At 66.4% G+C, this 19709-nt stretch carries 19 protein-coding genes; 9 read left to right on the top strand and 10 right to left on the bottom strand.

The features are described 5' to 3' along the window. Positions 1–67 precede the first annotated feature (67 nt). From A9K66_RS08815 to ampC, 7 genes are all read right to left on the bottom strand, one after another. Positions 68–382, bottom strand: a complete 315-nt coding sequence (locus A9K66_RS08815) for a MocE family 2Fe-2S type ferredoxin (RefSeq protein WP_067322435.1) — start codon at positions 380–382, stop codon at positions 68–70. Between the two features lie 84 nt (positions 383–466). Next, complete coding sequence (locus A9K66_RS08810; RefSeq protein WP_067322431.1) at positions 467–1429, bottom strand: substrate-binding domain-containing protein; 963 nt, start codon at positions 1427–1429, stop codon at positions 467–469. A gap of 114 nt (positions 1430–1543) precedes the next feature. Beyond that, positions 1544–2551 (bottom strand): sterol desaturase family protein, encoded by a 1008-nt coding sequence (locus tag A9K66_RS08805; protein WP_067322428.1) that lies wholly within the window; start codon positions 2549–2551, stop codon positions 1544–1546. Positions 2552–2559: 8 nt separating this feature from the next. Next, positions 2560–3351, bottom strand: coding sequence for a 3-methyl-2-oxobutanoate hydroxymethyltransferase (locus A9K66_RS08800; protein WP_067322425.1), 792 nt, complete (start codon positions 3349–3351; stop codon positions 2560–2562). A 279-nt stretch (positions 3352–3630) separates the two neighbouring features. Beyond that, on the bottom strand, positions 3631–4635 hold the full coding sequence (locus tag A9K66_RS08795) for a LacI family DNA-binding transcriptional regulator (protein ID WP_067322421.1): 1005 nt from the start codon (positions 4633–4635) through the stop codon (positions 3631–3633). 341 nt (positions 4636–4976) lie between these two features. Then, positions 4977–5870 carry a class A beta-lactamase gene (gene bla, locus A9K66_RS08790; RefSeq protein ID WP_067322639.1) on the bottom strand — a complete coding sequence of 298 codons (894 nt, stop codon included), beginning with the start codon at positions 5868–5870 and terminating at the stop codon, positions 4977–4979. Positions 5871–5965: 95 nt separating this feature from the next. After that, positions 5966–7126 (bottom strand): class C beta-lactamase, encoded by a 1161-nt coding sequence (gene ampC, locus A9K66_RS08785; RefSeq protein ID WP_067322418.1) that lies wholly within the window; start codon positions 7124–7126, stop codon positions 5966–5968. Between the two features lie 102 nt (positions 7127–7228). Here ampC and A9K66_RS08780 point away from each other — a divergent pair, with 102 nt between their 5' ends. Next, on the top strand, positions 7229–8092 hold the full coding sequence (locus A9K66_RS08780) for a LysR family transcriptional regulator (protein WP_067322415.1): 864 nt from the start codon (positions 7229–7231) through the stop codon (positions 8090–8092). Between the two features lie 23 nt (positions 8093–8115). Here the strand turns inward: A9K66_RS08780 and A9K66_RS08775 are convergent, their stop codons facing one another. Then, the gene (locus A9K66_RS08775; RefSeq protein WP_067322412.1) at positions 8116–8796 is read right to left on the bottom strand and encodes a TetR/AcrR family transcriptional regulator; all 681 of its coding nucleotides are present in this window, start codon (positions 8794–8796) and stop codon (positions 8116–8118) included. 421 nt (positions 8797–9217) lie between these two features. On the opposite strand from A9K66_RS08775, the gene A9K66_RS08770 reads away from it, so the two are divergent. The 3 genes from A9K66_RS08770 to A9K66_RS08760 are packed head-to-tail and all read left to right on the top strand — an operon-like array spanning position 9218 to position 12950. After that, positions 9218–9685 (top strand): (2Fe-2S)-binding protein, encoded by a 468-nt coding sequence (locus A9K66_RS08770; RefSeq protein ID WP_348626430.1) that lies wholly within the window; start codon positions 9218–9220, stop codon positions 9683–9685. Continuing rightward, entirely contained in the window at positions 9682–10665 is a 984-nt protein-coding gene (locus tag A9K66_RS08765) for a xanthine dehydrogenase family protein subunit M (RefSeq protein ID WP_067322409.1), read from the top strand. Before A9K66_RS08770 ends, A9K66_RS08765 begins: the two co-directional genes overlap by 4 nt. Beyond that, positions 10662–12950, top strand: a complete 2289-nt coding sequence (locus A9K66_RS08760) for a xanthine dehydrogenase family protein molybdopterin-binding subunit (protein ID WP_067322406.1) — start codon at positions 10662–10664, stop codon at positions 12948–12950. Before A9K66_RS08765 ends, A9K66_RS08760 begins: the two co-directional genes overlap by 4 nt. A gap of 158 nt (positions 12951–13108) precedes the next feature. On the opposite strand, the gene A9K66_RS08755 is transcribed toward A9K66_RS08760, so the two are convergent. Both A9K66_RS08755 and A9K66_RS08750 read right to left on the bottom strand, forming a co-directional pair. Continuing rightward, positions 13109–13873 (bottom strand): slipin family protein, encoded by a 765-nt coding sequence (locus tag A9K66_RS08755; RefSeq protein WP_067322404.1) that lies wholly within the window; start codon positions 13871–13873, stop codon positions 13109–13111. Continuing rightward, complete coding sequence (locus A9K66_RS08750; RefSeq protein ID WP_156751040.1) at positions 13870–15252, bottom strand: nodulation protein NfeD; 1383 nt, start codon at positions 15250–15252, stop codon at positions 13870–13872. The genes A9K66_RS08755 and A9K66_RS08750 overlap by 4 nt, the downstream gene beginning before the upstream one ends. Positions 15253–15444: 192 nt before the next feature. On the opposite strand from A9K66_RS08750, the gene A9K66_RS08745 reads away from it, so the two are divergent. The 5 genes from A9K66_RS08745 to A9K66_RS08725 all read left to right on the top strand — a co-directional run bounded on the left by A9K66_RS08745 (position 15445) and on the right by A9K66_RS08725 (position 19699). Then, positions 15445–15681 (top strand): DUF1127 domain-containing protein, encoded by a 237-nt coding sequence (locus A9K66_RS08745; RefSeq protein WP_164746786.1) that lies wholly within the window; start codon positions 15445–15447, stop codon positions 15679–15681. 261 nt (positions 15682–15942) lie between these two features. Then, positions 15943–16521 carry an OsmC family protein gene (locus tag A9K66_RS08740; RefSeq protein WP_067322397.1) on the top strand — a complete coding sequence of 193 codons (579 nt, stop codon included), beginning with the start codon at positions 15943–15945 and terminating at the stop codon, positions 16519–16521. A gap of 167 nt (positions 16522–16688) precedes the next feature. Then, positions 16689–17915 carry an NAD(P)/FAD-dependent oxidoreductase gene (locus A9K66_RS08735; RefSeq protein ID WP_067322394.1) on the top strand — a complete coding sequence of 409 codons (1227 nt, stop codon included), beginning with the start codon at positions 16689–16691 and terminating at the stop codon, positions 17913–17915. Positions 17916–17939: 24 nt separating this feature from the next. Next, complete coding sequence (locus A9K66_RS08730) at positions 17940–19235, top strand: NAD(P)/FAD-dependent oxidoreductase (RefSeq protein ID WP_067322391.1); 1296 nt, start codon at positions 17940–17942, stop codon at positions 19233–19235. Beyond that, positions 19232–19699, top strand: a complete 468-nt coding sequence (locus A9K66_RS08725; protein ID WP_082953788.1) for a MaoC family dehydratase — start codon at positions 19232–19234, stop codon at positions 19697–19699. The genes A9K66_RS08730 and A9K66_RS08725 overlap by 4 nt, the downstream gene beginning before the upstream one ends. Positions 19700–19709: the final 10 nt, after the last annotated feature.

Raw genomic sequence — 19709 nt, 5'->3', positions numbered from 1 at the left:
ACCCCTCATCCGTCTCGGCGCTGCGCGCCGATCCACCTTCTCCCACAAGGGGAGAAGGGGGAGCTTTTCAGCCCACCGCCACCATCACCGCTCCCGCCTCGACCTTCGCCGGATAGGTCCTGAGATTGATGCATGGCGGCAGGCGCTTGGCGGCTCCGGTGCGGTAGTCGAAGGCGCCGGCGTGCTTTGGGCATTCGACCTCGTAGTCCATGACCAGCCCGTCGGCGATGTGCACCGCCTCATGCGTGCAAAGCCCGTCGGTGCAGAAGACCTCGTCGTCGGGCGAGCGAAAGACGGCATAGGTCTTGCCGCCATGGTCGAAGCGGCGGGCGCCTTCCTGTTCGATGTCGTCGAGCCCGCAGGCCCTGATCCAACCGGTCATTTTTCTTCCCTTCAGATCTGTCTTGCCTTCAGATCGAGGCGAACCCATCGGGGCTGCGAAGCCGGCCGCCCCGATGATCCGGGTCTAGTTCTTGTTCAGGTATTCCGCCGCGTTGGCGGGCGTCACCAGTTCGAACGGCACATAGACGACGCGGTCGACCTTCTCGCCTTTGGCAAGCGCGAGCGCCGCATCGACACCGCCGCCGCCCTGGCCCTTGGCGTTCTGGAACACCGTGACCGAGAGCTCGCCGGCCTTCATCGCCTGGAGCCCGTCCTGCGTGGCATCGATGCCGCCGACCACGACATTCTTCAGGTCGACGCCGTTGGCCTTGAGCGCCAGGATGGCGCCGATGGCGGATTCGTCGTTGTTGGCGATGACGGCGTCGGGCGCCGGGCCGGCGGTCAGCCAGTTGGTCATCAGGTTCTGCGCATTGTCGCGCGACCATTCGGACGACTGCTTGTCGGTGACCTTGATGAAATTGCACATGTCGGTCGAAAAGATCTGCTCGACATCCTTGGTGCGCTGGAGCGCCGCCTGATGCACCAAGCTGCCCATGATGATGTAGGCGGTAGCGCCGGCCGACTTGCCCTTGGCGCGCAGCATCTTGCAGACCTCGAAGGCTTCCAGCGTGCCGGACTCGACCTCGTTCGAGCCGACATAGACCTGTTTCTCCGGCAGGTTCTTCATGTCCGATGGCTCGAGGTTGACGAAGACCAGCGGAATGCCGGCCTTGGCGGCTTCCTCGCTGATGGTCTTCGAGGCATTGGTGTCGACCAGCGTGACGATGATGGCGTCGACGCCGCTGGCGATGAAATTCTTGACCTGGTCCAGCTGTTTGGCGACGTCGTTCTGGGCGTCCTCGACCTGGATCTCGGCGCCCTTCTCTTTGGCGCGCGCCTGCATGCCATGCATCAGCAGCGTCTGGAAATTGTTGTCGAAGTTGACGATCGAGACGCCGAGCTTGGCGGCGAAGGCGCCGGTCGAGACAGTCGCGAACGCGGTCGCCATGAAAGCGGCGAGCGCCGTCGAGATGAGAAGTTTCTGCACGGGTTTCCTCCCTCTGGATTTGGAGTGCCGGCTCACTCCTGTCTTGTTCGCCGGCCCTTTCGGGATCGTTGAAGCGGGCGGCTCAGGCCGGCCACGTGGCTTTCTCTGCAGCTGTCATTTCGCGGCAGCGTTGGCGCGCGCCTTCTTCTTCTCGTAGCGGGCCTGCATGCGCGCCTCGCCGTCCTTGCTGCCGTCGTGGAAAGTGCCGAACCAGCGGTCGAACGGGATCAGGCCGTCGCCGTAGTTCACCTCGAAATATTTGTGGTGCAGGTAGTGGATATAGGCGTGGCTATCGACCGATCTGTCCTCGGTCAGTTCCACCTTGTCGAAGCCGACATGGCCCGGGATCGCGCCGAAGCCGGCATAGTGGAGCTGGTAGAGCGCCAGCAGCGGGTTGGACGGAATGATCAGGTGCCAGAAGGCGACGCCGAGATAGCCGAGCTGCTCCACCGGATGCATCGACAGCGACGACCAGGGCGACGGGTTGACCGAATTGTGGTGCACCGAATGCACCCATTTGTAGAGCGGCCCCAAATGGATCGTCCGGTGCAGCAGGAAGAAATGCGTCTCGTGGATGATCGGCACCACCAGCGCCAGGCAGAACAGGTAGACGGGATTCTCCGCGAAGGTCAGCCACGGCACGTAGCCGTTGGCGTAGGCGTAGAGGATTGCCACCTCGATCGCCGTCCAGATCGGCATGCCGGTGCCGAAGGTGCGCAGCATGTTGTCGATGTTCTGGTTCTCGAAGAAGAAGGCTTTGCTCTTCTGCTCCGAGGGCCATTTGCCGTTGTATTTGAAGCGGTTGCCCTGGGCTCTCAAAATGTAGAGTCGAAGCTCGAAAGCGCCGAAGAAGACAAGCAGCGCCGCGCAGTTGACGATGAAAAGGCGCAGGATCCAGCCGATGGCGAGCGTCTTCATCGTCTCGACGTCCGGCAGCACGTAGCGCCACCACACCACTGCCGAGAGGGCGAAGAGCAGGTTGTAAGGCAGGAAATAATGCGGCAGCCACTTCAGCAACGCCAGCGGTCGCGGCGGAAACGCAAAGAGCGGCGCGGTGCCGGCCGGTTCGTTCGGGGCCCAATCGCCCCTCTTGTTGCGCGTGCCGTATTGCAGGTCGTCCATGGCTGGTCTCACAGCGATTGAGAGAGCGTGAGGAAGCGGTCGTAGGCGGCATCGTCCATGTCCACCTGGTGCTTCGCTTCCGGGTAGCTGCCTTCGGCGACGTCGCGGCCGAAGGCGCGGAAGGCACTGATGCGCTTTTCCTGCAGCTCGGCCTCCAGCGTGACGAAGTCGGCATAGCGCTTGGCATGGCGCGGATAGTGGCCGGTGTGGGTGCCCAGCACGTCGCAGGAGAACAGATACTGCGTGTCGCAGGCAGTGCCGCAGCCCATGCCCATGGTGATCAGCGGCGTCGAGCGGGTGATGTGGTCGGCGAGCCTGACCGGCACCACCTCGACCTCGATGCAGGCCGCACCCGCATTCTCCAGGTCCTTGGCCGCGCGCAGCACCTTGAAGGCCTCTTCCGCCGTGCGGCCGACGGCTCGGAAATTCGTCCAGGTGGCGCGGTTCGGCACCAGGCCGACATGGCCGGTGACGGGAATGCCTTCCGCGGCCATCGCCTCGATGAAGCGCGGCGAGTGCGATGAATAGACCGCGTCGGCGCCGCGCTTCATCATGGCGAAGCCCAGCCGCACCGCTTCCTCGGGCGACGCGACCGCGCCATGCGGCATGCCGACGGAGAGGAACGCGTGAGGCGCCGCTTGGCGGATCGATTCCAGATTGTGGTCGGGCTCGCAGGAGAGGATGACGATGTCGCAGGCGACCGCGGCCGCCGCCTCGGCCGGCGTGTCGACATGCAGCTGCAGCCATTTCCTGCTGCCCTTGGCGCTTTGCAGGTCGTAGGCCGTCAAGCGTCTTGCCACCGATGATCCTCCCGTTCGCGGGCGGACGATCAGGCTTGTGAAAGGTCCCCCTCACCCGGATTGGCAGCCGACTTGCGAAGCGCAATTCGGGGCCATCCGACCTCTCCCCAGGGAGAGAGGAGCCAGGCTGCGTCGGTGCCGGCCCTCTTCTTCGCTCGGGAGAAGGTGGCCGCGCAGCGGCCGGATGAGGGGGAGAATTCGCACATGCTCGTCTCCCGTTCGCGGTCGAGTTAGCACCGCGATGCCGGCCAAGGCTCGCGCAACCTTGATCAAATCAGATCAAAGGTTCTCGGCAGTGAAGGTGATGAAGCGGATCGGCGGGTTGTCGACCGGCAGGTCGTGCAGGTTGAGCGCCGCCAGCACCAGGTCGATGGCGCGGCGCGCCTGCGCCTCCGGCGCCTGGTCGAGCACGACGTCCATCGTGCCGTCATGCAGGCCGCGCGTGCTGCGCTCGGTTAGTTCATGGCCGACGAAGAAGACGTCGCGACCGCGTGGGTGCCGGCGCAGCACTTCGTTCAGCGCCGTGTTGGCGCCACCGGCATTGTACAGGCCGGCAAGGTCGGACCAGCGCACAAACGCCTCATGCAACTGCTCGGCATTGCGGTCGCCGTTGTCGAAACCGAACAGGGTGGCGATGGGTTCGAAATCCCGCCCCTCGTCGATCAGATAGTCGAAGAAGCCCCGTACGCGGTCGCGGTGGACGCGATAGATCTGGCTGTGACAGATCGCGACCACCTTGCCCGGCCGCCGCTGCATCTTCGCCATCAGCAGCCCCGCCATGCGGCCGGCGGCGTAATTGTCGATGCCGACATAGGTGCTCTTGGTGCCGGAGATCTGGGTGACGATCTGCACCGTCGGGATGTTTTCCGCCTCCAGCTTCGCCACCGCCGCGCTCACCAGCGGATGGTCGGGCACGGCGAGGATCAGCGCGGCGCGCCGCATCTCCGGTTCGAGCATGCGCTTGGCGATCGCCGCCGGATTGGCCTCGTCGAGAAAGGTGCGGTGGACGGCGATCGAGCGGTCGAGCGTCGCCGCGATGCGTTCGAAGGCGCGGGAGAGGCGCGCGAAGAAGGTGGCGTCGGGCCTGACCAGGATCACCTCGATGCGGATGACGCCGCGATGCGCTTCGGGCAGTCGGCGCGGATAGTCGAGCGAGCGCGCCGCCGCCACCACCTTCTCCACCGTCTCGGGGCGCACCCCGCCCCTGCCGTTCAAAACGCGCTCCACCGTCGCCGTGCCGACCCCGGCGCGGCGGGCAATTTCGAGGAAGGTGGGCTTTGGAATGGGCGGGCTCCTGGGGGTGCTTTGGCGCGAAGCCTAGCCGTTCTCCGGCAACAGGAGAAGGCGAGACGCCGAAGCCGCTAATCTCCCCCCTTGCGGGGGGAGATGGCCGGCAGGCCAGAGGGGGGTGCGAAGGAACGCTACCGTTGGCCGGATCGGTTCACCGACAGGATGAATGTGGGACTGCCAAGAATTGACAGGCTGGCGGGACAGCACCCCCCTCTGCCCTGCCGGGCATCTCCCCCGCAAGGGGGGAGATTGGCAGTTCCAACGCCTCAAAACATAAACGCCGCCGTCGCCGGGTTTGGCCCCGTACGGCCGTCGGCAACGCCGCCCAGGCCGCGCTATCCTGCGAACGTCTCGACGATGATGCGGGCCATATCGGCGTGGACTGCCTCGCGCGACGCCCGCGGCGCAGTGGATCCGGTGTAGTAGACGGCCACGAGAATGGGCGCGCCATCGGGCGGCCATAGGATTGCGACGATGTTGGTCGTTCCGTTGTCGCCGCTGCCGGTCTTGTCGCCGATGCCCCACGTTGCGGGCAGCCCGGCACGGATTCGCGCCGCGCCGACCTTGTCTTCGAACAGCCAGGCCTCGAGCCGTTTGCGCGATGCCGGCGACAGCGCGTCCCCCAGCAGGATGCGCCTGGCGTCGCCAAGCGCCGCTCTCGGGCTGGTCGTATCGCGCTTGTCGCCGGGGATGGCCGTGTTCAGCGTCGGCTCGGTGCGATCGAGCCGGGTGACATCGTCGCCGAGCGTGCGCGCGAAGCGCGTAAGGCCCTGCGGCCCGCCGAGCAGCCTGAGCAGCAGGTTGCCGGCGGTGTTGTCGCTCCACACGACCGCCGCGGCGCAGACGTCCTCGAGCTTCATGCCGTCGCCGGCGTGGTCCTTCGTGATCGGCGAATAGCCCTGCTCGACATCGGATGCGGCATAGACGATGCGGTCGTCGAGCTTGGCCTTGGCGTCATCGACCGCCTTGAGCACGCCCGCGGCGGCGAGGAACTTGAAGGTGCTGGTCATCGGAAACAGCTCGTCCGCCCGGTACTCGATCGCGGCGTTGGTCCCGATATCGAGAACCATGACGCCCAGGCGCCCGCCATTCCTGGCTTCGAGCGCTTCGACCGCCTTGGTCGCGGCCACCACATCGGGCTTGCCCGGCCGCGTCGCCGCCTGGATACGGACGATCGGCAAGGATGCGAATGCGCCGGCAAGCGCTGAACGCCGGGTGATCGAGGTCATCTGTTTCTCCATTTTGGGCAGGTTTTTTGGGGCGCAGGCGCAGCGCCGGTGAAAAGTGCATTGGCCAAGGAGCGCCGAAGCGATCGGACGCGCGGCTAGTCGGTGAGCCGCGACAGCACCTGGTAGGCCGCCCGGACTCGCGCCTCATTCGGGTAAGCCTTGTTCGCCAGCATGACGATGCCGATCTTCCTCGACGGGACATAGGCGACATAGGCGCCGAAGCCGTTTGTCGAGCCGGTCTTGTTGAGCACCACATCGGCGCGTGGCGCCATCGGCGGCTCGATCGCAGTTGCAGGGATCGGCTGCAGCATACCGGGCGCATTCCCGGCGACGATCTTCGCCAGGTCGATCGGATAGGGATACTGCTCCCAGATCAGATCCTGGATGAGTTCGCCAGCACGGAAATAGCCGGTGTGGGTGGCTTCGAGCGCGCGTGCGACATCGTCCGGCACCTTGCCGACGCCCATGTTGGCCTCGATGAAGCGGATCATATCGACTGCGTTCGACTTGATCCCGTAGGCCTCTTCGGCGAGCAATGCCGGGGTGACGCGGACAGGCTTGTCGTTGCGGTTGTAGCCCCAGGCGTAGGATTTCATCTGTGCGGCCGGGACGTTGACGTAGGTTCGCCGCAAGCCGAGTTCCGGCAGCAGCCGTTTTTCCATCAGCGCCGGGAAGCTCGCGCCCATCGCCTTGGCGGTGGCCATCCCGAGCAGGCCGATGCTCGGGTTGGCGTAGGTGCGGGTGGTGGCGGCCGCGAATTGCGGCTTCCATTGGCGATAATAGGCGATGAGCTGTTTTTGCGTCTTCACCGTATCGGGCAGCTGCAGCGGGAAACCGCCGGCCGTGTGCGTGGCGAGGTCGAGCAGCCTGACATCGCCCAGCGCGCTGCCTTGAAGCTCGGGCATGTGCTTGCCGACCTTGTCGCCAAGCGCCAGCTTGCCCTCGACCTCGGCATAGGCCGCGAGCGTCGCGGTGAAGGTTTTGCTGATCGAGCCGAGCTCGAACAATGTATCGCGGGTGACGGCGGCCCTGGTGTCCTTTTCGGCCACGCCATAGTCGATGAAGAAACGCTCGCCGTTCACGGACACGGCGACGGCCATCCCCGGAATGTCGTACTGGGCGATCACCGGCTTCACCGCCTCATCGACGAGGTGCCTTATCTTGGCGTCCTGATCGGCGGCGCGAGCGCCCGACAGGCTGCCCGGCGCGCAGGCGAGGACGACGGCAGCGATGGTGAAGCGAAGCCGGCTGCACATGATCTGCTCCCTCTGGATCGGACGATTGCGGGTTTATGACCCCTTCGAACCGGCTACAAACGATGATAAATCGCAACAGCTATAAGATAATCTTGGGCATCGATGGTTCGACCTTACCTGCCGCTCAATGCATTGCGGGCCTTCGAGGCGTCGGCCAGGCATCTCAGCTTCACACGCGCCGGCATCGAGTTGGCGGTGACGCAGGCCGCCGTTAGCCAGCAGGTTCGATCGCTCGAACAGCGGCTCGGCGTGCAGCTGTTTCGCAGGTTGCCTCGCGGCCTCAAGATCACGGCGGAAGGCGAGGCTCTGCTGCCGATCGTCGGCGACGCCTTCGACCGCCTGGGGCGATCGCTGGAGCGGGTCGGATCTGGAAAACTGCGCGAACCGCTCGTCGTCGGCGCCGTCGGAACCTTCGCCGTCGGCTGGCTGCTTCCGAGACTGGAAGACTTCCGGCGCACCCATCCGTTCGTCGAGCTGCGGCTGTCCACCAACAACAACCGCGTCGACCTGGCGGCCGAGGGATTGGATTTTTCGATCCGCTTCGGCAACGGCGCCTGGCATGGACTTGATGCGACGGAACTTTTCGAAGCACCTCTGACGCCGCTTTGCACGCCGGAACTGGCGGCGAAGCTTCACGCGCCGCAGGACCTCGGCGCGCTTACCTTGCTGCGCAGCTACCGTCAGGACGAATGGAGCCGCTGGTTCGAGGCCGCCGGCATGGAAGCGCCTGCGAACTTCGCGAGCGCGATCGTCTTCGATTCGTCACTGGCGATGATGGAAGCCGCCGAACAAGGAGCAGGCGTTGCCCTGGCTCCGGCGTTGATGTTTTCGCGACAACTGAGCAAGGGGTCGATAAGGCGCCCTTTCCAGGCCTCCATATCGCTCGGCAGCTACTGGCTGACCAAGCTGAAGTCCAGGGAACCGACCGCCGCGATGTCGGCCTTTGCGGACTGGATCACCAGCTAGGAACCGGACAGACGAAGCGCCGGCTAGCTAGGCGTGCTTCGGCCGGCTTTCGCCGCCTCCGATGCCCCGAACCTCAGCCCATCCATCAAGAGCTTCACCAGCCGCCCCGAGCGGTCCCGCCAGTCGGGCGTGTTGGGGGCGGAGTAGATGCCGCCCAGCGCATGCAGCACGTCCGACGCATCGACGTCGGCGCGGATCTTCCCCGCAGCTGCGGCCTGTTCGACCAGCCCCTTCAGCGCGCCGGATACGCGGCCTGAGGTATCGGAGAACAGCGTCGAGTTGGTGGTGAGCAGCAGCCGCAGGCTTGTCGCCAGACCGCGTTTGGTGGCGATATAGTCGACGAAGCGCTGCATCCAGAGTTCCAGCGCGACATCGGCCGGATGAGCGCCGGCGAGTTCCTCGGCCGCATGGCAGAGCCCTTCCACCTCGCGGCGGTAGACCACCTCGACCAGATGCTCGCGCGTCGGGAAATGCCGGTAGAGCGTGCCGATGCCGACTCCTGCCCGCTTGGCGATCTCCTCCAGCGAGGCATCGACACCCTCGGCCGCAAACGCCTGCGCCGCCGCCTCGACAAGCTGGTCGCGGTTTCGCCGCGCGTCGGCGCGCAGCGGCTTTGGCGCCGGCGTTTCAGGCTTTTCGGCAGGCTCCGGGGGTTGTTCAGTCAGCTTTTTTCTCCACTCTCGCAATATGGGGCTTGAACCCATGCGGGTCAGCCCCCACGTAAATAAACGGAGGCGCCTCCGTTTTAGTGGAGTTGTCTTATCATATAATCAGGGGAAGCGATATGTCACGGGGTAAGCGCCTAATCTTCCCCCTCGAGGGGGAGATGTCGCCGAAGGCGACAGAAGGGGTCGCCGCGCGTGAAACGCCTTGCTGGCGCGCGACGCGCGAGGACGTTGGCGCTCTACGTGAGACGACCCCCTCTGCCCTGCCGGGCATCTCCCCCGCAAGGGGGAGATTAGCTGCTTCGACGCCTTGCCCCTCTCCTCCCAAGCCCGATTTCCCTCCCCCTAGCGTCCAGCAATCGGAGCCTGACGCCTCATGACCAGCCAGACAATCATCGACCCTCCCGAAGACGGCCATTTCAGGAACGGCCAGGCCAGCAACGGCGCAAGCCCCACCACCTTGTCCGTCCACCTCACCATCAACGGCCGTGACCACGCGCTCGATGTAGAGCCGCGGGTTACCCTGCTCGACGCGCTGCGCGAGCGGCTCCACCTCACCGGCACCAAGAAGGGCTGCGACCAGGGCCAGTGCGGCGCCTGCACCGTTCATGTCGACGGTGAGCGGGTGCTGGCCTGCCTGACGCTCGCCGCCCAGGTCGAGGGACGCTCGATCACGACAATAGAAGGGATCGCCGACGAAGACGGCACGCTGCACGCCGTGCAGGCCGCCTTCCTCGAACAGGATGCATTCCAGTGCGGCTACTGCACGCCGGGACAGATCATGTCGGCGGTGGCCTGCATCCGCGAGGGCCATGCCGGCTCCGACGAGGAGATCCGCGAATACATGGCCGGCAATCTGTGCCGCTGCGGCGCCTATCCGCACATCGTCGCCGCCGTCCGCCAGGCAGCTAGGGAGCTCCGCTCATGAGAGACTTTTCCTATCTTCGCGCCGACAGCGTCGAGGCCGCGCGCAACGCGGCCGCCCTTCCCGGCGCCATGCTGCTTGCCGGCGGCACGACGCTCATCGATCTCGCCAAATGCGGCGTCGCCGAACCGGCCACCGTCATCGACATCAGCCATATCGAGGGGCTCAACGCCATTGATGTAACCGCCGACCGCGCCGTCATCGGCGCGCTGGCCAAGATGAGCCATGTCGCCGACAACGCCGAGGTGAAAAGCCACTTCCCAGCGGTTTCGGAAGCGTTGTGGCAGGCGGCCTCGGCGCAGCTGCGCAACATGGCGACCATCGGCGGCAACCTGATGCAGCGCACGCGCTGTCCCTATTTCCGCGATCCGCAGAACTTCCCGGCCTGCAACAAGCGCGAGCCGGGCAGCGGCTGCTCGGCGATCGGCGGCGTCACGCGCGGCCATGCGGTGCTCGGCACCAGCGAAGCCTGCATCGCCACCTATCCGGGCGATCTTGCCATCGCGCTGGTCGCCTTCGACGCCGAGGTCGATCTCGGCGAGCGGAAGCTGAAGGTCGAGGACTTCTTCCTCGCCCCTGGCGCCACGGCCGAACGCGAGCACGACATCCGCCCCGGCGAAATGATCACGGCCATCGAGATCCCGGGCTCCGCCGCGGCCCGGCGCTCGACCTATCTGAAGGTCCGCGACCGCCAGTCCTATGAGTTCGCGGCGGCGAGCGCTGCCGTCGGACTGGAGCTCGAGGGCGACGGCCGCACCATACGCGACATCCGCGTCGCGGTCGGCGGCGTCGCGACGAAACCGTGGCGGGCGCGCGAAGTCGAAGCGGCGCTGAAGGGCAAGCCGCTCGACGAAGCGTCCGTTCGCAAGGCGAGCGATCTCGCCATGGAGGGCGCCGTCGACCACGGCGCCAACCACTACAAGATTGCATTGGCGCCCCGCGTGATCGCGCGCGCCATCCTGAAATTGGGAGAAACGGCATGACCGTTCATGACATGAAACACGCAGGCTCCGACAGCGCGGGCCTCGAAGCGGTGGGCGGGCGCCTGTCGCGCGTCGACGGCCCGGCCAAGATCACCGGCGCCGCGCGTTACGCGTTCGAACAGCACCTCGAAGGCCTGACCCATGCGGTACTGGTCGGCGCGACGATTGCCGCCGGCAAGGTCACCGGCATCGACACGCGCGCGGCGGAAACCGCGCCAGGCGTGCTCGCGGTGCTGACGCCCGACACCATCATGGACTTGAATTCGGCATCGGACTGGTTCGGCAGACAGCCGTCCGAAGAAACCTATTGCCCGCTCGTCCGCGAGGTCACCTTTTCCGGCCAGCACATTGCTGCCGTCGTGGCCGAGACCTTCGAGCAGGCCGTCGCCGCCGCGGCGCTGGTCAAGGTCAGCTATGACGAGACGCCGGCAGTCGTCGACCTGAGCGACGGCAGCGACGGTATTCCGGTCGACGCCATGACCAAGGAATGGGGCGACGCCGAAGCCGCCTTCGCCGAGGCACCGGTGCGCGTCTGCGCCGCCTACAACACGCCGCGCGAGTTCCAGGCGGCGATGGAGCCGCACGGGCTGATCGCGCGCTGGGAGGGCGACCAGCTCACCATCTGGGAACCGAGCCAGTGGCTCGACGGCATGGCGCGCACCTATGCCGAATGGTTCGGCGTGCCGTTCCAGAACGTGCGGCTGGTCTCGCCCTATATCGGCGGCGGCTTCGGCTCCAAGGCGCTGGCGCTCGCGCACAGCGCGGTGGCGGCGGCAGCGGCAAAGATGCTCGGACGCCCGGTGAAGCTGGTGCTCAACCGGCCGCAGAATTTCACCTCCTATGGCGGCCGCGCCGCGACGCGCCAGACGGTTGCGATCGGCGCCGACAAGGCGGGCCGCATACAGTCGATCGTGCATCGCGGCGTCAACGAGACGGCGGTCGACGGCATGTGGGTCGAGCCGCTCGGCTCCGTCACCTCGATTATGTATGCGACGCCTAATTTCTCCTCGAAACAGAATGTGGTCAGGGTGAACACGGTGGTGCCGGGGGCGAAGCGCGCGCCGGGCGAGAACCCGAGCGCCTTCGGTATCGAATGCGCCATCGACGAGCTCGCCCATGAGCTCGGTATCGACCCGCTGGAGATGCGGCTGATCAATTATGCCGAGCAGGATCCCCACGCGAAGAAGGCGTGGTCGACAAGGCAGTTGCGGGAGGCCTTTGCCGCCGGCGCGGAAGCCTTCGGCTGGGCTAAGCGTTCGCGCGAGCCGCGCTCGATGCGTGACGGCCACCAGCTCATCGGCTGGGGCGTCGCGGCCGGCACCTATCCGGTTCGGCGCGCCTATGGCGAGGCCGTGGTGAAGCTCCTGGCCGACGGCTCGGTCGAGGTCGAGAGCTCCTCCATCGACATGGGCCAGGGCACCTACACGATCCTGGCGCAGACCGCGGCCGAGACGCTTGGCGTGCCGGTGGAGAAGGTGTCGGTGAGGCTGGGGGATTCCCATTTCGCCCGCGCCGGCGTCACCGGCGGCTCGCGGCTTGCCGGGGTCATGACCGGCGCCGTCTACAAGGCGGCGGGCCAGGCGCTGGACGAGCTGATCGGGCTGGCGCTCTCCGATCCGCGCTCGCCCTTCCATGGGCTGCAAGCGAACACGCTGCAAGTGAAGGGTGGCCGCATCGCCTCGCCGCGCGGTGACGGCCCGGAGTTCTCGATCGCCGAGCTGATGCGCGCCCTCGGTCGCGAAAAGATCGAGGCCAAGGGCGACACTGTCCCGGCCAGCTTCACGCCGGAGCAGCGCTACAACAACTACACTACCATCGCCATGGCGCTGCCACACACCGAGGGCGATTATTCCCGCCACTCCTGGTGCGCGCATTTCGTCGAGGTGCGCGTCGACGAGGATTTTGGAACGGTGCGCGTGTCGCGCGTCGTGTCGGCGCTCGATTCCGGCCGGCTCTACAACCCCAAGCTGGCGGAGAGCCAGTGGAAGGGCGGCATCATCATGGGTATCGGCCAGGCGCTGCTGGAAGAAGGCATCGTCGACCGCCGCCATGGCCGGATCGTCAACGGCAATCTCGCCGACTACATGCTGCCGACCAATGCCGACATCCCGGATATCCAGACGATCTCGGTCGGCATCCCCGACCCGCATTCCTCGGCGCTGGGCGGCAAGGGCGTCGGCGAGCTCGGCATCGTCGGCGTCGCTCCGGCGATTGCCAACGCGGTGTTCCACGCGACGGGGAAGCGGGTGCGGGACCTGCCGATTACGCTGGAGAAGTTGATTTAGCGCCGGCCTTGTCTCCCCCCTCGAGGGGGAGATGTCGCCGAAGGCGACAGAGGGGGTCGCCGCGCGTGGGGCGCCAACCTACAACCGTCGCAATAGGCTGAGTCCAGTCGGACCGACCCCCTCTGCCCTGCCGGGCATCTCCCCCTCGAGGGGGGAGATCACTTGCCCTGGCTGTGGCCCTTCAAAAACTGGCTGAGCAGATCCATCGGCAGCGGGAAGACCACGGTCGATGAGCGCTCGCCGGCGATGTCGTGCAGGGCCTCGAAATAGCGCAGCTGCATGGCCTGCGGTTCGGCCGCCAGCATGCGGCCGGCCTCGACCAGCTTGGCCGCCGCCTGCTGCTCGCCGTCGGCGTTGATGACCTTGGCGCGCCGCAGCCGCTCGGCCTCTGCCTGCTTGGCGATGGCCCGGACCATGCTCTCATTCAGGTCGACATGCTTGATCTCGACATTGGAGACCTTGATGCCCCAGGCGTCGGTGCGCTGGTCGAGGATGTCCTGGATGTCGCTGTTGAGCTTGTCGCGCTCGGCCAGCATCTCGTCCAGCTCGTGCTTGCCGAGCACCGAACGCAGCGTGGTCTGCGCCAGCTGGTTGGTGGCGGTCATGAAATCCTCGACCTGGATGATCGCCCGCTCGGCGTCGACGATGCGGAAATAGAGCACCGCGTTGACCTTGACCGAGACATTGTCGCGCGAGATGACGTCCTGCGGCGGCACGTCCTGCACCACAACGCGCAGGTCCACGCGCACCATCTGCTGGATGAAGGGAACGAGCAGGATGAGGCCGGGCCCCTTGACCCCCGTGAAGCGGCCGAGCGTGAAGACCACGCCGCGCTCATATTCCCTCAGGATGCGGATCGCCGCCGACAGGAACATGATCACCAGCAGCGCGAGGATCAGATAGGCGACATAGCCGAGCGTCATCGTTTTGCTCCGTCGTTTCCCGCTCCGTTGTGACCTGCACCACGCCGCCGCACCGTCAGCACGAGATCGCTGACGGCGGTCACCTCAGCACGATCTCCGGGCGCGATCGGCTCCTCGGCCTTGGCGCGCCAGCGCTCGCCGAGCGCCAGCACATGACCTTCTCCGCCTTCCCAGTCGAGAACGTCCACGGAAAGACCGTGCATGGCCCCGCCGCCGACGCGCGGCGGATTGCGGCGCGCCGCCCAAAGATAGCTGCCGGCCAGCAGCGCGAGGCCCAGCGTCAGCGCCGCGGCGGGGCCGATGACCGCCCAGGATATGGCGAAGCCCGGCCCCTCGACCTTGAGCAGCATGGCCGCGCCGAGCAGGAAGGCTGCCGCGCCGCCGACACCCAGCACCACTGTCGGGCTGAAAGCCTCAACGATGAGGAAGGCGACGCCGAGCAGCATCAGGGCGAGACCGGTATAGTTGATCGGCAAGAGATCGAGCGCGTAGAGGCCGAGCACGAGGCAGATGGCGCCAATGACGCCAGGCGCCACCGCACCTGGGCTCGTGACCTCGAAGACGATGCCGTAGAAGCCGATCAGCATCAGGAGGACGGCAACGTTCGGATCGGTGATGACCGCGAGAAGCCGGATGAACCAGCCGGGATCCAGGACCTCGACGGCCAGGCCCTTCGTCGCCAGCACCTCTTTCTTGCCGGCCACGTCGACGGTGCGGCCGTCGGCGAGCTGCAGCAGCTCCGCCGTGTCACGGGCGACGAAGTCGATGACATGTTGCTGCAGCGCCGCGCTTGCCGAGAGGCTCGCCGCCTCGCGAACCGCCTTCTCGCCCCAGTCGCCATTGCGCCCGCGCAGTTCGGCGAGGGAGCGGATCAGCGCCACCGCGTCGTTGGTCGCCTTGGCCGTCATCGGGTCCCCGGCTGGCTTGCCGGTGTCCTTGTCGTCCTTCTCACCGCCGGGAAGCGAGGGCAGCCCGCCGATCTCGACCGGAGTCGCGGCGCCCAGATTGGTGCCGGGCGCCATCGCCGCGACATGGGTCGAGTAAAGGATATAGGTTCCGGCGCTCGCCGCATGACCGCCGGCGGGCGCGACATAGCCGATGACGGGAACGGGGGACGCCAGGATATCGGCGATCATCTCGCGCATCGAGGTGACGAGGCCGCCGGGCGTGTCGAGCTGAAGGATGAGAGCCCCGGCGTTGCGCTCGGCCGCGGTCTTGAGCGCTTCCTTGAGCTGGCGCGAACTCGCCGGACCGATGGCGCCGTCAATCGCGATGCTCAAGGCCATCCTCTCCCCCGCCGTTTCGGCCGAGGAGAAGGGGAAAACCGCCGCGGCGGCCATGAAAGCCGCTGCCAGAAGGGCCACCCGCGCGAGTTTCACGCCTCAAAGCTCCTTGGGATTCAATATGGGGTTGTGCCGGGGCAAGTCCAATGAGGGCAGCGGAGCGGGTAATCTCCCTCCTCACGATTCCACGGCAATTTCGACGTCGCCTCCAACGCTGGCTCCCTCGCCCGTACGTCATTGTCCCCATCGACGGCGCGAATGAACGCGCTCGCAACAATGGAGACGACAATGACGACGATGGATCGTTTGCAGTACGAAACCGACCGCACGGGCTTCAACCTGTTCGGCTCTGCCCGCCGCGGATTGCGGCTGGCCTATCACGCCATGCGGATGCGCAGCGATCGCGCCGCGCTGCGCGCCATGCCGGACTATTTGCTCAAAGACATGGGCATCAGCCGCTCGCAGATTGAGCACTACACGTCCACGCGCGCCGCGCTCGCCGCAGCCGGCAGGACGGATGCCTGAAGCGGATGAACGACTGCATCGGCGGCCGGCCAGAAGGCTGGTGAAAACCCCGGCTCGCCGGGGTTTTCGCGTTCCGGCGCGAAGCACTGCCGGCATTGGAACCGGTCGCGGGCTGCCCGCCCAAATGAAACGGGCGATGCAATTTCCACGGTGGGCGTATCAGAAATTCCACGCTGCCATCCACTCTCGTTCAAACGCATCGGCGTCAGAAAGGAAGCCGTCACGGCAACCAAGCCGCAAAGCAACCTTCGGAGTAGTGACATGCAACCTAACACCAAACCTGCCCGCGTTCCGCTCAATGGCGTCGACACACCGAACCTCCTGGCGACCATCAATTTCGTCGCCGGTCAGCCGGAGCTGGCGAAGTTCCAGTTCCGCGCCCACAACGAATGGGTCGAAGGCACCCACAGCAAGAGCGTCATGCATGGCTTCCACGGTGCCGGCCAGGAGCAGAAGCACGAGAAGCCCTTCTATGCCGACAGCGACCATCCGGCGATCCTGTGCGGCGCCGACAACGCCCCGACCCCTGTCGAGTGGCTGCTGCATGGGCTTGCGAGCTGCCTGATGGCGGGGCTCGCCAACATCGCCGCCGCGCGCGGCATCAAGCTCACCAGCGTGAAGTGCTCGGTCGACGGCGACATCGACCTGCGCGGCATCCTCGGCATCTCGGACGAGGTACGCAACGGCTTCCAGAACATCCAGGTGTCGTTCGAGGTCGAGGGCGACGCACCGGCCGAGAAGCTTGAGCAGCTGGTCGAGCAGGCCCGCGCACGCTCGGCCGTGTTCGACGTGCTGACCAACGGCGTGCCGGTCACGGTCGGCATCAAGACCATCCAGTGACCTAAAGCGCGTCGTCCTGAAAACGGTTCAGGCGACGCGCCTTAGTTCTTTGTTTTGACGCATGTCGTTGTCCCAGAACCGCTGCACACTTCTGGGCGAAATGCGTTAGCTGAAGCGACGGTTCGGAGAAATCCGGACCGTCTCTCCCAGGGCCTCGGAACAGAGCCATGAAACATGCTGACGTCGTCATCATCGGCGGCGGGCAGGCCGGGCTTGCGCTCAGCCATTGCCTTGGCCGCGCCCGCATCGACCATGTCGTGCTGGAGCGCGGCCGCATCGGCGAGCGCTGGCGCACGCAGAGCTGGCGATCGCTGAGGCTGTTGACGCCGAACTGGCTGAACGGCCTGCCCGGCTCGCCCTATGACGGCCGGAACCCCGACGGCTTCAGGACAAAGGACGTGTTCGTCCATGATCTCGAAACCTATGCAAGCCGCTGGCAGGTGCCGGTGGAATGCGGCGTCGAGGTCACCTCCTGCAGGCGGACCGGCGGCGGCTTCGCGCTCGCCACCGGCGCCGGCGACTGGTCGGCCAAGGCTGTGGTGGTGGCGACCGGCCATTGCGACCGGCCGATGGTCCCCTTTGTGTCCGAGACCAGAGGCGGACCGCTGAATATCCACGCTTCGCAGTATCGCTCTCCCGGCGAGTTGCCGCCCGGCGGGGTGCTGATCGTCGGTGCCTCATCTTCCGGCGTGCAGATCGCCGACGAGCTCGCGCGCGCCGGCCGGCATGTGATGCTGTCCGTCGGCAAGCATACGCGCCTGCCGAGACTGTGGCGCGGCAAGGACATCTTCTTCTGGCTCTGTCAGATGGGCGTGATGGCCCAGCCGCTCGACGGACTTGCCAATCCGGAGAGCGCCAGGCGGCAGCCCTCGCTGCAACTCGTCGGGCGACCGGACAAGGCCGATGTCGACCTTGCCACGCTGCAGGCGCTCGGCGTCGAGCTCACCGGCCGCGTGCGCGGCATAGCCAACCGCGAGATCGCCTTTGCCGACGATCTTACCGCGCAGATCGCGGCGGCGGACGCGAAGCAGGGGCGGCTGCTTGCCGAGATCGACCGCTTCGCCGGCGCCGCGCGGCCCGGCCGGCGCGAGCCGGTGGCGACGCCCTCTGCGCGCCGCCAGCGGCTTTCGCTGTCGGAGGGGGCGACCGGCACGGTGATCTGGGCGACGGGCTATGCCCGCTCGTTCGACTGGCTGGAGCCGTCGGCGGTTGGGCCGGATGGCGAGCTGGCGCACCGCGGCGGGATCACCAGCGTTCCCGGACTCTACGCGCTCGGCTTCCGCTTTCTGCGCAAGCGCGATTCCAACTTCATCGGCGGCGCCGGCGTCGACGCGCAAGCGATCGCCGCCGAGGTCTCCATCTATCTCGACCGCAAAGGTCGCCAAGCCGCCTGAGAGGCCGCCGTGAGGACACCGGAGATGCCAACGACCGCGATTTCCCTTCCGCCAACGCCCAAGCGCGCCCATTATGACGCCATCATCGTCGGCGCGCGCTGCGCCGGGGCCTCGACGGCGCTGCTGCTTGCCCGCGCCGGCCTGACGGTGCTGACGATCGAGCGCCGGCCCTACGGCTCAGACACGCTGTCGACGCACGCGCTGATGCGGCCCGCCGTGCTGCAGCTGTCGCGCTGGGGCCTGCTCAAACCGCTGCTCAGGGCCGGCACGCCGCTGATCGAGACAACGACGTTCCACTATGGCGAGGAGGAGATCACCATTCCGCTCAATGCCGGGCCCGATCTTCCCGGGCTGATCGCGCCCAGGCGCACCGTGCTCGACCGCATGCTCGTCGATGCCGCGCGCAAGGCCGGCGCCGAGTTCCTGCACGACGTGGCGGTCGGCGACCTCTTTGCCGACACGCGCGGACGCGTGCGCGGCGTCGAGATCCGCGGCGCCGGCCGCGCGGCCTTACGTTTAAGCGCCGACATCGTGATCGGCGCCGACGGCATCGGCTCCACGGTGGCGAAATGCTGCGACGCGCAAGTGCTCAGAAGAGGCACGGTCTCGGCTGCCCATGTTTATGGCTACGCGCCGGTCGAACCCGGCGCCGGCTATCACTGGTATTTCCGCGACGGCATCGCCGGCTCCCTCATTCCGACCAATGCCGGGCTGGCCTGCATCGTCGCTTCGGTGCCGACCAAACTGTTCGACGAGCGCTTCCGCCTTGATCATTTCCGCGCCCGCATGGAGGTGCTCGAGGCGCTTTCGCCGGCACTGGCCGAACAGGCGAGCCGGGCGCCCGACGATGCCCGCCTGCAGGCTTTCCGCGGCGTGCCGGGCTACATCCGCCACGCTCACGGACCAGGCTGGGCGCTGGTCGGCGATGCCGGCTTCTTCCGCGACCCGCTCACCTCGCACGGCATTGCCGACGCGCTGCGCGATGCCGAGGGCTTGGCGCGGGCGATCCTGGACGGATCGGAGGCAGCCTTCGCGACCTGGCAGCAGGAGCGCGATCTCTTCGCCCATCAGATCCTCGACACCACTGACGCCATTGCCGGCTTCGACTGGTCGCTGGCCGATATCGGCGAGCGGCATCGCCGCTTCAGCGCGGTGATGAAGGCCGAGGTTCGGGCGCTCGCCGCACACGCGATCCCGGTCCGCCGCGCCGTGCCCGCCATGAGCGGGCTGGCGACTTATCGAGAGCCGGCAAACGAGGACGAACCGCAGGCAATGGCGGGCTCGAGCCTCTATCGCAACCGAACGGGAGTAAGACCATGACCGTACATTTGATGAAGGACGGGTGGATAGGCGTCATCAAGGGGCGGCCGCAGGTCGGCGCCGTCGCCGAGCGTTCGCGGCGCACGCAACCGCAGGATATCGACGCCTTCGCGGAGATGACCGGCGACCGCAATCCGCTGCATTACGACAAGGCGTTGGCCGAGGCCTCGGTGTTCGGCAAGCTCATCGTGCAGGGCGGCGTCACCTCCGGCATCCTGAACGCGGTGGTCGCGGAGGACCTTCCCGGGCCCGGCTCGGTGTTCCTCGAAGTCTCCTGGAAATTCGTCAAGGCGGTCGGTGTCGGCGAACTGATCACCGGCCGCGTCGAGGTCAAGGACGTGCGCGCCGACAAGCCGATCACGAAATTGGAGACCTCGGTGCGCAACGAGGCCGGCGAGCTTTGTCTCACCGGCACCGCGACGGTGTTCACCGTGCCGCTCGCCGGGGGCGAGGCGGACAAATGATCGCCGGCAA

It is taken from the genome of Mesorhizobium sp. AA23, from assembly GCF_001672435.1.
Taxonomy (GTDB): domain Bacteria; phylum Pseudomonadota; class Alphaproteobacteria; order Rhizobiales; family Rhizobiaceae; genus Mesorhizobium.
The sequence above is the reverse complement of the archived record's forward strand: the minus strand, read 5'-3'. Positions and strand labels throughout refer to the sequence as shown.